Here is a 12,778-nt window from a genome sequence, read left to right as displayed (position 1 = left end):
GCCGGATTTCGAGCCCTTTCATCCCCTTGACCGCGACGCTTGGGCTCGCGGCGCGCTTGCGGGCGCGTTCAGGCGGGGTGAAGCTGCTTTCCATGCTGGGCCGAATCCTCGCCGCCGTCCGTTCCGATTCGAACACGCTGCGCGCGCTGCTGGCGGTGAACGCCGTCGCCTGGACAGCCTACTTCTTCGACAACTGGCTGCGCGGCGCCGTGGTGGGCGAGCCCATCACCCTTGAGGTGATCGTGCTGCGCCTCCTGATCTCGCTGATCGGCGCCATCGGCGCGACGCCGGTGCTGTGGGTGATCGCCCAGAAGCGGCGCAAGTCCGCGACGGGGTACTTCCTCGCCGGGCTGGCCTGGACCCTGCCCATCTGCGCCGTCCAGGCGGTGGCCAACCGCCTCGTCTTCTACGGCACCATACCCGGCGCTCCGCTGTTCATCAGCCTGCAGGATTATTTCCTCGTCTTCCTCTACCTGCTGTGGATCTACGTCCTGCTGTGCGCCCTGTTCGCCCTGGTCATCGCCGGGCGGGACTCGCGCCTGCGCGACCTGCGCGCCGCCCAGGCTGAGGGCGAGGCCCATCGAGCCCAGCTGTCCCTGCTCCAGAGCCAGCTGCGTCCACACTTCTTCTTCAACGCTTTGAACTCGGTCGCCTCGCTCGTGCGCCTGGGCAAGAAGGGCGAAGCCGAGACCATGGTCTACAAGATCTCGGACTTCCTGCGCGCCACGCTACAGGCCCCGGCGGACCGGATGGTGCCTCTCAGCCGCGAGTTCGAGATCGTCAGCCTCTACCTTGACGTGGAGCGGGTTCGCTTCGCTGATCGCCTGGTGGTCGAGATCGACCTGCCCGATGATTGCCGGCCAGCCATGGCGCCGGAACTGATCCTGCTGCCGCTGGTCGAAAATTCGATCAAGCACGCCCTGTCCCAGGCGCTCGAGCCGGTGACCCTGTCCATCGGCGCCCGCCGCGAAGGGGATCGCCTTCACCTCTGGGTCGAGGATCGTCGCGACTCGCCCTTCGAGTCCCAGCGGCACGGCATGGGCATAGGGCTGAGCAACGTCCGCCGCCGGCTCGAAGTGCTCTACCTGGACGCCGCGTTCGACACCGGCCCGACCGCCACCGGCTGGGCCTCCCACCTCAACCTGCCCTGGACCACCCAATGAAGGCGCTGATCGTCGACGACGAACCCCTAGCCCTGGACCGGCTCGAGCTGGACCTGGAATGCGTGGCCGAGGTCACCGAGGTCGCCCGCGCCCGCAACGGCGCCGAGGCTCTCTCGGTCATGACCGCATTCGAGCCGGACCTGTTGTTGCTGGACATCGAGATGCCGGGCCGCGACGGGCTTCAGGTCGCCGCCGCCGCCGCCGCGCTGCCCCATCCGCCGGACATCGTCTTCGTCACGGCCCACCGCGAGCACGCGCTACAGGCGTTCGAACTGGAAGCGGTGGACTACCTGCTCAAGCCGGTCAGCTTCGAGCGCCTGCGCACCGCCGTGCGACGTGCGGCTGAGCGCAGGCGCGCGCGCGGCTCTGACGAACGCTTCGCCCAACTGCAGGAGAAGCTGGCGGAGCTGTCGTCCCGGCGCGAAGGCGAGCCCGAGCGGCCGCGCTTCGAGGAGACCCTGTGGGCGCCGGACACCGGCGGCGCCGTTCGTATCCGCGTCGATGACGTCGAGTGCCTGCTGGCCGAGGGCGACTACGTCAGCATCTACACACCGTCCGGCAGCAAGCTCGTGCGCGAGACCCTCACGGCCATGCAGACGCGGCTGGACCCAGCTCGATTCCTGCGCGTGCACCGATCGGCCATCGTGGCGCTCAGCCAGGTGCGCTCGCTGCGGCGCCGCACGGGCAAGGGCGCAACCCTGATCCTGAACTCGGGGCGCACCGTCGCCGTGGGGCCTTCCTACGCCGCGGACGTGGTCAAGGCGCTGGGTCTGGCCAAAACGAAGTAGCTTGGCTCAGGCCCTGTGCAGGGCCTTCAGATGTTCGATCTCCTCGGCGGCCCCCAGCATGACCGAGACGCGCTGGTGCAGGGCGGTGGGCTGCACGTCCAGGATCGCCTGCACGCCGTCAAAGGCCTGGCCCCCGGCCTGCTCCACCAGCAGCGACATGGGGTTGGCCTCGTACATCAGGCGCAGCTTGCCGGGCTTTGACGGCTCCCGCTTGTCCCAGGGGTACATGAAGACGCCGCCACGGTTCAGGACGCGGTGCACGTCCGCCACCATCGAGGCGATCCAGCGCATATTGAAGTCCTTGCCGCGCGGGCCATCCCTGCCCTCCAGGCACTCGCTCACATAGCGGCTGACCGGCTCGGCCCAATGGCGGCTGTTCGAGGCGTTGATGGCGAACTCTTTGGCCTGCGCGGGGATAGACAGGCCGGCCCGGGTCAACAGCCAGCGTCCGCTGTCGGGGTCCAGGGTGAAGGCGTCGACTCCATTCCCAGTCGTCAGCACCAGCTGAGTCTGAGGGCCGTAGACGGCATAGCCCGCACACACCTGGCGGCGGCCCGACTGCAACAGGTCGGCGGGATCGAAGCCCGCGCCCTCGCGCGCTCGCAGGACTGAGAAGATGGTGCCGATCGAGACGTTCACATCGATGTTGGATGAGCCGTCCAGCGGGTCGAACAGCAGCAGATAGGGCGCATCTCCGGCCTCCGTGACCACGGGATCGTCCTGTTCTTCCGAGGCGGCGGCGCGCACCACGCCGCATCGGCGCGCCACGTCCATGAAGACATCGTCGGCGATGACATCGAGCTTCTTCTGGCCCTCGCCCTGGACGTTCTGCGTGCCCTGCTCGCCGAGTACGCCGCCGAGAGCGCCACGCGCCACCAGGCGCGACACCTCGCGGCAGCCCTCGGCCACAGCCTGGATCAGTCGGGCCAGGTCGCGGTCCGTGGATTCCAGCCAGGTTTCAAGGTCGGTGAAGGCCATTGGCTGCCCCTTTTCTCCTTCAAGCGGCCGCCTCTATGGCACATAAGCGGCCCTGGTCGAAGGGCCAGGAGCGCCTGGCGTCTAGGTGGGCTGGGCCAGCAGATGCTCGATCAGGGCGCGCGCCTCCGGCGAGTTCCAGTCCGCCTCGCCGATCAGTCCGGCGACGATATGTCCCTCACGGTCGAGGATCACCGTCTGGGGCATCTTGCCCCGGTCGGCCGGATCTTCGAACAGTCGGAACGGCAGCTCGAAGCGCGGGTCCGAATAGAAGGCCAGGGGCTCATGCACGCCGATGAAGCTGCGGGCGTTGGCGATCTCGGCCTCGCCCTGCTCCACATTGACGGCCACGACGCGAAGGCCCCGATCCTCGTAAGCCTCGGCCAGAGCCGCCAAGGTCGGCAGCTCGGTGCGGCAGGGCAGGCACCACATGGCCCACAGGTTGACTACCGTGACCTGGCCCCGGAAGGCGGCGAAGTCGAGCGTGTTCCCCTCGGCGTCCTGGAAGCTGTAGTCCGGCGCGGGGCGGGGACTGGCGGACGTCTGAAGCCGCGCCAGGGGGCCGCTGGCGAAGCGGGCCAGCTCACCGGAGGCCGCGGCCGGCGCCTGGGCCGTCTGGCCGTCATCGGTCTTGGCGTATAGGAAGGCCAGGAAGGCGGCCACGGCGAGGGTCAGGGCCGCCAGCACAAGGCCGAACCAGCGCACGGCGCTGGGTCCGCCCCGACTCCTATTCCCGGATTCGCCCATGTCCACGCCCCCAGATACCGGACCGGCCACCCCCCATCCGCAGGATCGCGAGGCGGGTGAGGGTCAGAAACTATGGGGCGGACGCTTTTCCGCCAAGCCCGATGCGTTGATGCAGGCCATCAACGTCTCGATAGAGGTCGACCGGCGCCTTTGGGGCCAGGACCTGCAAGGCAGCCGCGCCCACTGCCGCATGTTGGCGCGCCAGGGGATCATCAGCCAGGCGGACGCTGACCTGATCCTGAGCGGGCTGGACCAGATCGAGGCTGAGATTGAGGGCGGCGCCTTCCCCTTCCGCGCCGAGTTCGAGGACATCCACATGAATGTGGAGGCCCGGCTGGCCGAGCTGATCGGCCCGGTCGCCGGGCGGCTGCACACCGCGCGCTCGCGCAATGATCAGGTGGCCACCGATTTCCGCCTCTGGGTGCGCGAGGCTTGCGACCGCAGCATCCAGATGATCCGGGACCTGCAGGGGGCCCTGCTGGACAAGGCGGACGCCCATGCCGCGTCGCTGATGCCAGGGTTCACCCATCTGCAGCCCGCCCAGCCGGTGACCTTCGGCCACCATCTGATGGCCTATGTGGAGATGCTGGGCCGCGACGCAGGCCGCTTCGCGGACGCCCGCACGCGGATGAACGAGAGCCCCCTCGGGTCGGCCGCCCTGGCAGGTTCACCCTTCCCGCTGGACCGGGACATGACGGCCGAAGCGCTGGGCTTTGATGGCCCCATGGCCAACTCGCTGGACGGCGTGTCCGCGCGGGATTTCGCGCTCGAGGCGTTGGCGGCCGCCAGTATCTGCGCCGGCCACCTGTCGCGCCTGGCCGAAGAGCTGGTCATCTGGACGACGCCGCAGTTCGGCTTCGTACGGCTGTCGGACGCCTTTTCGACCGGCTCGTCGATCATGCCGCAGAAGCGCAACCCCGACGCGGCGGAGCTGGTCCGAGCCAAGACCGGCCGCATCAGCGGAGCGCTGGTCGCGCTCAGCACCGTCATGAAGGGCCTGCCTCTGGCCTATTCGAAGGACATGCAGGAGGACAAGCCGCCGGTGTTCGAGGCCTTCGACGCGATGGAGGTGGCGCTTGCGGCCACGACGGGCATGATCCGCGACCTCAGCATCAACGCGGACCGCATGGCCGCGGCGGCGGGCGCTGGCTTCTCTACCGCCACAGACCTGGCCGACTGGCTGGTGCGTGAGCTGAACCTGCCCTTCCGCGAGGCCCATCACGTAACGGGCCGAGCCGTGCGCCGCGCCGAAGAGTTGGGGGTTGGCTTGGCCGATCTGCCGCTCGAAGACCTGAAAGCTCTTGAGCCCGGCGTCACAATGGATGTCTATGCTGTTCTGACGCCGGCGGCCTCGGCCGCCAGCCGGACCACCTACGGCGGGACCGCGCCTGAGCAGGTGCGCCGCCAGATTGCGGCCTGGAAGGCCAGACTTGAGGACGAGCGCCGATGACCCGATCCCTGACGATTCTGGCTCTGGCCGGCGCGATGGCCCTGCCGATGACCGCCTGCGGGCGTCAGGGCGACCTGGAGCGGCCGGAGCCGATCGGCAATCCGCCGCGCCGCGACATGGAGCCGGCGGCGCGCACGACCAAATCGCCAAACCTTCCGGAGCAGGCCACCGATGCGCGGCCGGCGCGACAGGCGCCGATCGACGGCGCGCGCAATCCCTTCGACGACTGAACTAATCTAGGGCGACGACCCCGGGCAATTCGCGCAGCCTCCCGGCATCATCCATGCCATAGCCGGCGAGGTAGCGGGCCGGCGCCTCCCAACCGACGAAATCCGGCTCGATGCGCGGCTTGGGCCAGGGTTTGCGGGCAAACACGCAGGTCAGAATGCGCCCGGCGCCGGCGGCGCGCACGATCTCAACGGCGCCCTTCAGCGACAGGCCCGAATCCAGGACGTCGTCGAGGATCAGCACCTCGGCGCCCTTGACCGAGCGTTGCAGGCCCGCCCGCACGCGCGTCTCGCCTGAGTGGACGTGCGCGTCGCCATAGCCGGACAGCCACAGGGCGTCGAAGGCCAGCCGCTTGCCCTTTCTAGACAGCGCGCGGGTCAGGTCGGCCGTGAACCACAAGGCGCCGGTCAACAGGCAGACGACGATTGTTCCGTCAGCGATCTCGGGCGCGATGCGGTCGGCCAGGGTCTCGACCCGGGCCGTCACCTCGTCGGCGGAAAGCAGGATATCCATGCGCGGGCGATAGCCGTCCCGCGGGGCCGCGTCGAGAGCGCCTCAGCCGTGATGATCGCTCTCGGGCAGGGCCTCAGCCGGTTGCACCGGCGGTTCGGCGTCAAGGGCTGGGCGTAGGCCGTGCCCCAGCTCCGTGGCAGCGTCGGCGTGACCCACAGCGGCGTCCGGTTCGGCGGCGTGACCCTGCGTCCCGTCCGCTTGGGGCTGGTGCGCGCGCGACGCGTGTCTCGGGGCGTCGAGATCGAAGGCCAGGTCCACGTCGGCGGCCTTGCGCTCGGGATCCGCCAGCAGGATCGAAAAGGTGCGCGACTGCCCCGGCGCGATGGCGGGCGGCGGCGGCTGCACCCGGCCCAGCGCGACGCGGTCGCCATGGGCGTCGATCAGAGAGACTCGGATCATCGGCGCCTCCAGCGCGCGGTCGCGCACGTTGCGCACGGCGCCCGACACGCGGACCATGCCGGGCGCGCCGGCGGCAGGTTCGGCCTTCAGCGCCTCGAACTCCAATCCGACCGGATTCACGCGCGCGCCCACCATGGCGTAGGCGCCGGCGGCGCGGGGGTAGAGCTCGACGATCTCGGCGCGGAAAAGGTAGGCCGAGGCGAACAGGCTGGTGAAGCCGACGCCGATCACCGCCCAGACGCCGCCTTGAACCGCGGCCTGCTTGAGCTTGCGGCGCTGTTCGGCTCGGGCCCGGAACGCCTTGGGCAGTTCAGGCGCCGCCAGCTCGGCCAGAACCTCGGGCTGCTGCGGCGGCGGGGCGGCGGCCTCCACGGCCAGGGCGCCCTCGTCGCCCGCATTGACCAGATCGAGGGGCATATCGGCGCCCGCGCGCCAGGTCGTGCCGCACGAGGTGCAGCGCACCTGGCGGCCTTCGGGGCCGATGGCTCCGTCCTTGACGAAATAGCGTGTGGCGCAGTCCGGGCAGGTCAGTATCATGTCTGACGAACCAGAGGCGAAAGCCCCTCCCCGAAACCGCTCCGCCAAAGGGAGGCCCGCCTGATTTCCGGGCCCATGTCCATTCCGAACGATCCCCTGGCGACTTCCCGACCCGAGACCGCGGTTGTCCAGCTGGAAGGCGTGGGCCTGCGGTACGGGGACGCCCCGGAAGTGCTCCGGGACATCGATCTCACCTTGCCTAAGGGCTCTTTCCACTTCCTTACCGGGGCCTCGGGCGCCGGCAAATCCAGCCTGTTGAAGCTGCTCTATCTGGCGGCGCGACCCACGAGAGGAACGGCCCGCCTGTTCGGCCGAACGGTCTCGGCGCTGGGCAGCCAGGACCTGCCGCTGATGCGGCGGCGTATCGGCGTCGTGTTTCAGGAGTTCCGACTGCTGGATCACTTGACCGCCTTCGACAACGCGGCCCTGCCTCTGCGCATCGCGGGTGGACGGGCGCGCGACTACGCTGCCGACGTGGCCGAGTTGCTGACCTGGGTGGGGCTGAGGGACCGCATGGACGCCTATCCGCCGACGCTTTCCGGCGGCGAGAAGCAGCGGCTGGCCATCGCCCGAGCCGTCATGGCCAGACCTGAGTTGATCATCGCAGACGAGCCCACTGGCAGCGTCGATCAGGACATGGCCGTGCGTCTGATGCGCCTGTTCGTCGAGCTGAACCGACTGGGCGCCACAGTTGTCATCGCCACCCATGACAACGCCCTGGCGCGGCAGTCCGGGCGGCCCGTGCTGCGGCTTGATCGCGGCCGCCTCATGCGCGAGGCGTGATGCGCATCCCCCGTCTGTCTCTCGATCTGCCCTGGATGCGCGGCTCTGGCCGGCGGCCTGGGCCTCTGCTGCCCCTTGAGGACGCGCGTTCAGCCGCCCTGATCTTCGTCATGGCGGCGCTGGCCTTTCTGGCCTGCATGGCCGCCATGGGCGCCTCGGCCGGCGGCCGCGCCGCAGAGGGTTGGGCCCGCGACCTCAGGGGCGAGGCCACCGTGCAGGTGCGCCCCCGCGCCGACGAGACACCCGCCGCCGCAGCCGCACGCGCCGCCGAGACTCTGGGCGGCGTGCCGGGGGTGGAAGAGGCGGCTGTGCTGGAACGCGAGAGGGCCGAGGCCCTGCTGCGGCCTTGGCTGGGCGAGGCCATTCTGGAGGATCTGCCCATTCCCCAGCTGGTGACGGTGCGCCTGACCGAGGCCGCGCCCGCCGACGCCCGGGCGCTGAACCGGGCTCTTGCCGAGGCGGGTCTGGACGCCGTGGTGGACGACCATGGCCGCTGGCTGGCGGACGTGGAGCGCGCGGCGCGGGTGGCGGGTCTGATCGCCCTGATGGTCTTCCTGCTGACCGCGGCGGCGGCTGGCGCCGCCGTGGTTTTCGCCACCCGGGCAGGCCTGGAGGCCCGGCGCGACGTGATCGAAATCCTCAGCCTGTCGGGCGCCACGGACCGCACGGTAGCGGGCGTGTTCCAGCGCCGTTTCGCTCTGGCGGCAGGGCTGGCGGGCCTGTACGGCGCCGTTGCGGCGGCCGGCGTTGCCGCCCTGATGCGTCTGGCCGGCGGAAGCGACGGCTTCACCCCCGCTCTCCCCTTGGCCTGGAGCGATCTTCTGCTGGTCTCGCCATGTCCGCTTGTGGCCGCTAGTCTGGGAGCGGTGGCGGCGCGGTGGACGACCCTGCGCCTGCTGAAGGGGATGGCATGAGACTACTGGCGGCCATTGGGATCGTCATTCTGCTGTGGGCCGCTGGCCTGCTGGCCTTCGCCGGCCGGGTGCAGACCCTGGCGGACACGGCCGAGCCGGTGCTGGCGGCCGACGGCATCGTGGCCCTCACCGGCGCGTCCGAAGCACGTATCAACACGGCCATGGATCTGCTGGGCCAGGGCAAGGCGCGGCGGCTTCTGGTCTCGGGCGTCAACCGCGAGGTGCGGCGCGAGGAGCTGCGGGAGGTCCTGCCCGGATCGAACCGGCTCTACGATTGCTGCGTCGATCTGGGCTTCGAAGCCGAGACCACCGTCGGCAACGCTCAGGAGGTGGCCGCCTGGACCCGCGCCAAGTCCTTCCATTCGGTGATCGTGGTGACCAGCGACTATCACATGCCGCGCGCCCTTCTTGAGATCAGAGGCGCGGCGCCGGGCCTGACCCTGACGCCCTACGCGGTGCGGACCGAGTCGCTGGACGAGAACTGGTGGCGCTCCGGCAAGGGCCTGCGCATCATGGCGCTGGAATACTGCAAATACCTGGCGGTCCTGGGACGCGAGGGCCTGGCCAGCCTGTTCCGCGGCGCCGCCGGCGATGAGGCGCCAGCGCCGTCCGAAGCCGCGCCCGCGTAAGAGGATTCACCTGATGCTGACCCTGCGGCGGCTGCTGTTCACCGCCTGGCTGTACCTGTCCATGCCGGTCTACGCGGTGGGGCTGTCGCCGGCGCTTCTGATGTCGCACCGGCCGGCCATGGGCGTGATCAAGCTGTGGGCCAAGGGCGTGCTGTTCGGCCTGCGCTGGATCATGGGCGTTAAGGTCGAGTTCCGGGGGCTCGAGGCCAACCGCCCCGCCGGCGCCGGGCTGGTGGCCGGAAAGCACCAGTCGATGCTGGACGTGGTGGCGCCCTTCACGGTGCTGGACGACCCCTGCTTCGTCATGAAGAAGGAGCTGATGCCCCTGCCCTTCTTCGGCTGGTTCGCCTGGAAGACCGGCATGATCCCCGTGGACCGCGCGGGCCACGCGAAGGCGTTGAAGGACATGGTCCGCCACGCCCGCGACCGCCTGGCCCACGGCCGGCAGATCCTGATCTTCCCCGAAGGGACCCGGACCCTCCCCGGGGCCGATCCCGACTACAAGCCGGGGGTGGCGGCCCTCTATAGGGAGGTGGACGCCCCCTGCTATCCCGTGGCCACCAATTCGGGCCTGTGCTGGCCGGCCAAGGGCATCGCCTTCAACCCCGGCGTGGTGGTCTACGAGTACCTGCCGCCCATCCCCCCGGGCCTGAAGCGGGCCGCCTTCATGGCCGCCGTGAAGGATGCGCTAGAGCCCGCCTCCAACGCCCTGCTTCAGGAGGCGGCGAACTCGGACAGGGCGTCCAGCAAGGCCCGGTTCTGATCCTCGGTCCCGACGGTGATCCGCAGGGCGTCCGTCAGGCCATAGCCGCCCACCGGCCGCACGATCAGCCCCTTGGAATGCAGGAAGGCGTCCGCCGCCTGGGCGTTCAGCCGCTGGTCCGGGAAGCGCACCAGAACGAAATTGCCCGCCGAGGGCAGAACATCAAAGCCGAAGCCCTTGATGGCCTGGGCCAGGCGCGGCCGCCACTGCTGCACCAGCTCACGCGAGGCTTTCTGGTGGGCCTCGTCCTGCAAGGCGGCGACCGCCGCCATCTGGGCCGGAATGTTGTTGTTGAAGGGCAGGCGGATGCGGTCCACCGCCTGGGCCACGGCCAGCGGCGCATAACCGAAGCCGACGCGCAGGGCCGCGAGGCCGTGAATCTTCGAGAAGGTGCGGGTGACCACGAGGTTGTTCGCCTCACGCGCCAGTGGAATGGCGGTCTCCCAGTCCGGCTCGGTGACGTACTCGGCATAGGCCTCATCGATGACCAGCAGCACGTGAGGCGGCAGGGCCGCGTGCAGTCGGCGGATCTCCTCGCCCGAGTTCCAGCTGCCCGTCGGGTTTGAAGGGTTGGAGACGTAGACGATGCGGGTGCGCTCATCGACGGCGGCGGCCAGGGCGTCCACGTCGACGCGGAAGTCTGGCTCAGGGACCAGCCTGACCTCGGCCTGATTGGCCTTAGCGCTGATGCGATAGGCGAGGAATCCGTACTGGCCCGTGACGATGTTGTCGCCCGGCGTCAGGTAGCACTGATTGATCAGGGCGAAGACCTCGTCGGAGCCGTTGCCGAAGATCAGCCGCTCGGGCTCGACCTGGTGATGTTCGGCGACGGCCGCGCGCAGCTTGCTGGCCCGCCCCTCGGGATACATGTGCAGATCGGCGATGGCCTTCTGATAGGCCTCCTTGGCCAGCTCGCCCGCGCCAAGGGCGTTCTCGTTCGAGGACAGCTTGATGGGCTCGGCCACCCCCTCGATCCTGGACTTGCCGCCCACATAGGGCGCGATGTCGAGGATGCCGGGCTTGGGCTCGGGACCGGATTCTGGCAGGCGGTGGGGCGTGTCGGTCATGCGGCCGAGGCCTCCTTGAAAATGCAGGTTACAGGTCGAAGGGCGCGGGCGCGGCCCCGATCACGCCGTTGAGGCCGCCGGAGAAGCCGGTCAGCCGGGCGTCGTCAGCCTGCACATACCCTGTCAGCGCCAGCAGCTTCAACCCGGCCGCGGAGGCGATGAAGCGGCTGGCCAGGCCGAGTTGCAGCAGCGCCATCTCGGCGTCGGCGCGCTCGGTGACCAGCAGGGTCTCCTGGGCGCCGCACGGCCGGTGCGGCTCGCGCCCCACGATCAGCGCCGTGGCGCCGCCCTCGCCGCCCGTCTCGGGCAGGAGGCCGAACACGGACAGTTCCGGCTCGGCCAGGAGGCGCGCCCACCAGGGCCGGTCGCCAAGAGCGATCACGGCCGGCCCTTGACCTCGGCGGATGAAGTCGAGCGCCGATTCTGGGTTCGGATAGGGCAGATAGAGCGAGCGCGACCCGAAGCGGCCGCGCGCCAAAGCCGCGACGCCCGCGTCGCCGCAGACCGCGACCCGCAGCGGCCGGCGCATGCCGTCCAGCTCGCGGAAGAGGCGGATCAGGGAGGCGGCGGGCAGGTCGCGCGCCTCACCCAGCAGGCGGTGCAGGGCGCTGGAACGGGCGGCGGCGTCTTCCCCCACGGCGGGGGCCGAGGCCAGCCAGGTGCGGATGCTGTCGACCAGCATCCGATCCTCCAGCGTCGGCTCGGGGATGTCGTCGCTCACCCGTCAGTAGACCTTGGGCGCCGGCGCCAGATCCAGCGGCCCCAGCCGCGTGCGGCCGTTTTCGAAGCGCAGCGGCAGGCTGGCCGAGCCGGACAGGCCAGATGTCACGGCTGCAGTGGCCGCAGCCGCGCGGGCGGCGGTGGGGTTGATGGAGGGCGAACGGCCCAACTGCGCCAGGGGTTCGGTCCCGCCCGTCAGGGTCAGGTGCAGGTCGCCCTGCAAACGGCCGTCGGGGCCCACGGTCAGACGGTCCGCCTCGGCCTCGACCTTGGATTCGCCGGCGACGGCCTCGCCCTGCACGTTGGTGACCGCGCCGCCCCGGGCGGCCCAGGCGGCCAGGGCCTGTTCGGGGCGTCCGCCGCTCAGGGCCGCGCCTTCGGTCAGGGTGACGGCCCAGCGGCTGTCGATGGGCCGGCCGCCGGACAGCCAGTCCAGCGGACTGTCGTCGCGCGGGGACGCCTGGCGGATGCGCAGGAGCGCGTCCCAGGCGCCGGCGGGCGCGGCGGGAGTCTCCGACCCTTGGGGCCGGGCGCTGGCGGGGCGCACCTCCAGGTCGATGCGCTCGGCCTGGGCCACGGGGAAGGGCGCGGCCGCGCCGACCGGCGAGAAGCGCGGCTGGATCAGCTCGACGGCGATGCGGCGCTGCTGGGGCGTGGCGCCGACCGCGCTGGCGCGGATGCGCTGGGCCTGCACCCTGGTCTCGCCCATGGCGCCGCGCATCAGGACGAGGCCCTGCGGCGCCACCGCGACCCAGTGATCCGGATTGTGCGCGTTCGCCTCCAGCGCCAGGACCGGCGCGCGCACGCCATGGCCCGTGGGCGAGCGCAGGGTGACGTTGTTGAGGCTGAGATTGACGTGGAAGGGATAGCCCGAGGCCGGCGCGGCCTCGTAGGCGACATCCCAGCCGGACTGGCGCAGCGCCTCGGCCCCGGCGTCGGCGCGGCTGCGCGCCTCTCCAGCCAGGTAGTTCCACCAGAAAGTCCAGGCCACCACGGCGGCGATGGCCAGCAGGAACAGAAGGATCAGGCCCCAGGGTCTGCGGCGGCGGCGCGGCGCGGTTTCGGCATCCATGCGTCTCGTCTCCAGCTTGGCGGTTCGGCT

The 12,778-nt window shown here is 70.2% G+C and carries 15 protein-coding genes; 8 read left to right on the top strand and 7 right to left on the bottom strand.

The genetic code is table 11. The annotated features are described in order from the left end of the window. The first annotated feature begins 77 nt into the window (after nucleotides 1–77). The gene (locus Q0812_RS00575) at nucleotides 78–1,163 is read left to right on the top strand and encodes a sensor histidine kinase (protein ID WP_302108348.1); all 1,086 of its coding nucleotides are present in this window, start codon (nucleotides 78–80) and stop codon (nucleotides 1,161–1,163) included. Continuing rightward, nucleotides 1,160–1,951, top strand: coding sequence for a LytR/AlgR family response regulator transcription factor (locus Q0812_RS00570; RefSeq protein WP_302108347.1), 792 nt, complete (start codon nucleotides 1,160–1,162; stop codon nucleotides 1,949–1,951). Before Q0812_RS00575 ends, Q0812_RS00570 begins: the two co-directional genes overlap by 4 nt. A gap of 6 nt (nucleotides 1,952–1,957) precedes the next feature. On the opposite strand, the gene Q0812_RS00565 is transcribed toward Q0812_RS00570, so the two are convergent. Both Q0812_RS00565 and Q0812_RS00560 read right to left on the bottom strand, forming a co-directional pair. Next, nucleotides 1,958–2,929, bottom strand: a complete 972-nt coding sequence (locus Q0812_RS00565; protein WP_302108346.1) for a class 1 fructose-bisphosphatase — start codon at nucleotides 2,927–2,929, stop codon at nucleotides 1,958–1,960. An 81-nt stretch (nucleotides 2,930–3,010) separates the two neighbouring features. Beyond that, on the bottom strand, nucleotides 3,011–3,673 hold the full coding sequence (locus tag Q0812_RS00560) for a TlpA family protein disulfide reductase (RefSeq protein ID WP_302108345.1): 663 nt from the start codon (nucleotides 3,671–3,673) through the stop codon (nucleotides 3,011–3,013). On the opposite strand from Q0812_RS00560, the gene argH reads away from it, so the two are divergent. Together argH and lptM are read left to right on the top strand one after the other, a co-directional pair. Then, complete coding sequence (gene argH / locus Q0812_RS00555; RefSeq protein WP_302108344.1) at nucleotides 3,672–5,123, top strand: argininosuccinate lyase; 1,452 nt, start codon at nucleotides 3,672–3,674, stop codon at nucleotides 5,121–5,123. The two genes, Q0812_RS00560 and argH, sit on opposite strands and share 2 nt — an antisense overlap. After that, nucleotides 5,120–5,353: an LPS translocon maturation chaperone LptM gene (gene lptM / locus Q0812_RS00550; protein ID WP_302108343.1), complete on the top strand. Its 234-nt coding sequence runs from the start codon at nucleotides 5,120–5,122 to the stop codon at nucleotides 5,351–5,353. Before argH ends, lptM begins: the two co-directional genes overlap by 4 nt. A 1-nt stretch (nucleotide 5,354) precedes the next feature. Here lptM and Q0812_RS00545 read toward each other — a convergent pair whose 3' ends face one another. Together Q0812_RS00545 and Q0812_RS00540 are read right to left on the bottom strand one after the other, a co-directional pair. After that, nucleotides 5,355–5,864 (bottom strand): phosphoribosyltransferase, encoded by a 510-nt coding sequence (locus Q0812_RS00545; RefSeq protein ID WP_302108342.1) that lies wholly within the window; start codon nucleotides 5,862–5,864, stop codon nucleotides 5,355–5,357. Between the two features lie 42 nt (nucleotides 5,865–5,906). Beyond that, nucleotides 5,907–6,800 (bottom strand): DUF3426 domain-containing protein, encoded by an 894-nt coding sequence (locus tag Q0812_RS00540; protein WP_302108341.1) that lies wholly within the window; start codon nucleotides 6,798–6,800, stop codon nucleotides 5,907–5,909. A gap of 75 nt (nucleotides 6,801–6,875) precedes the next feature. Here Q0812_RS00540 and Q0812_RS00535 point away from each other — a divergent pair, with 75 nt between their 5' ends. From Q0812_RS00535 to Q0812_RS00520, 4 genes are read left to right on the top strand one after another with little or no spacing between them, the layout of a single operon-like run. Further along, nucleotides 6,876–7,583 (top strand): cell division ATP-binding protein FtsE, encoded by a 708-nt coding sequence (locus Q0812_RS00535; protein WP_302108340.1) that lies wholly within the window; start codon nucleotides 6,876–6,878, stop codon nucleotides 7,581–7,583. Continuing rightward, a complete protein-coding gene (locus Q0812_RS00530; RefSeq protein WP_302109182.1) occupies nucleotides 7,583–8,497 on the top strand; it encodes a cell division protein FtsX in 915 nt (304 codons plus the stop codon). The genes Q0812_RS00535 and Q0812_RS00530 overlap by 1 nt, the downstream gene beginning before the upstream one ends. After that, entirely contained in the window at nucleotides 8,494–9,126 is a 633-nt protein-coding gene (locus tag Q0812_RS00525; RefSeq protein WP_302108339.1) for a YdcF family protein, read from the top strand. Before Q0812_RS00530 ends, Q0812_RS00525 begins: the two co-directional genes overlap by 4 nt. Before the next feature lie 13 nt (nucleotides 9,127–9,139). After that, on the top strand, nucleotides 9,140–9,889 hold the full coding sequence (locus tag Q0812_RS00520) for a lysophospholipid acyltransferase family protein (RefSeq protein ID WP_302108338.1): 750 nt from the start codon (nucleotides 9,140–9,142) through the stop codon (nucleotides 9,887–9,889). Here the strand turns inward: Q0812_RS00520 and hisC are convergent. The 3 genes from hisC to Q0812_RS00505 are packed head-to-tail and all read right to left on the bottom strand — an operon-like array spanning nucleotide 9,841 to nucleotide 12,748. After that, the gene (gene hisC / locus Q0812_RS00515) at nucleotides 9,841–10,956 is read right to left on the bottom strand and encodes a histidinol-phosphate transaminase (protein WP_302108337.1); all 1,116 of its coding nucleotides are present in this window, start codon (nucleotides 10,954–10,956) and stop codon (nucleotides 9,841–9,843) included. The genes Q0812_RS00520 and hisC overlap by 49 nt on opposite strands. Before the next feature lie 28 nt (nucleotides 10,957–10,984). Then, nucleotides 10,985–11,677 carry a hypothetical protein gene (locus Q0812_RS00510; protein WP_302108336.1) on the bottom strand — a complete coding sequence of 231 codons (693 nt, stop codon included), beginning with the start codon at nucleotides 11,675–11,677 and terminating at the stop codon, nucleotides 10,985–10,987. A gap of 3 nt (nucleotides 11,678–11,680) precedes the next feature. Then, on the bottom strand, nucleotides 11,681–12,748 hold the full coding sequence (locus Q0812_RS00505) for a DUF2125 domain-containing protein (protein WP_302108335.1): 1,068 nt from the start codon (nucleotides 12,746–12,748) through the stop codon (nucleotides 11,681–11,683). Between the last annotated feature and the right edge of the window lie 30 nt (nucleotides 12,749–12,778).

Source organism: Peiella sedimenti, from assembly GCF_030504955.1.
GTDB lineage: Bacteria > Pseudomonadota > Alphaproteobacteria > Caulobacterales > Caulobacteraceae > Brevundimonas > Brevundimonas sedimenti.
The sequence above is the reverse complement of the archived record's forward strand: the minus strand, read 5'-3'. Positions and strand labels throughout refer to the sequence as shown.